1 protein-coding gene is annotated in these 255 nt (G+C 34.5%); it reads right to left on the reverse strand.

All coding sequences use genetic code 11. The annotated features are described in order from the left end of the window. Positions 1-222: hypothetical protein (locus tag V0R37_RS22735; RefSeq protein ID WP_420376637.1), on the reverse strand; the 222-nt coding region annotated here is incomplete at its 3' end. Between the last annotated feature and the right edge of the window lie 33 nt (positions 223-255).

The following is a 255-nucleotide window of genomic DNA, read 5'->3' on the forward strand; positions in this document are numbered from 1 at the left end:
AACATCAACGACAAATGCAAGCTCTTGCCAAGGTTTACCTAAAGATGGATCAGGGTGCAACATAGCTTCTTTTAATGCGTTGTTTTCAAAGATAACTTTTAAAGCTGACTTTGATATATCATCGATAATAGCTTTGTTACCAGTGTCTGAATTAGGGTCAAATTTGGTTTGATACCAATACATTACCTTTTTAAGGTGATTATTCTCTTGTGGAGTATCCATATCTTCAACCAAGCGACAAATACGATTTTGAAT

This window comes from Pollutimonas rozaliensis (assembly GCF_048751585.1).
GTDB lineage: Bacteria > Pseudomonadota > Gammaproteobacteria > Burkholderiales > Burkholderiaceae_B.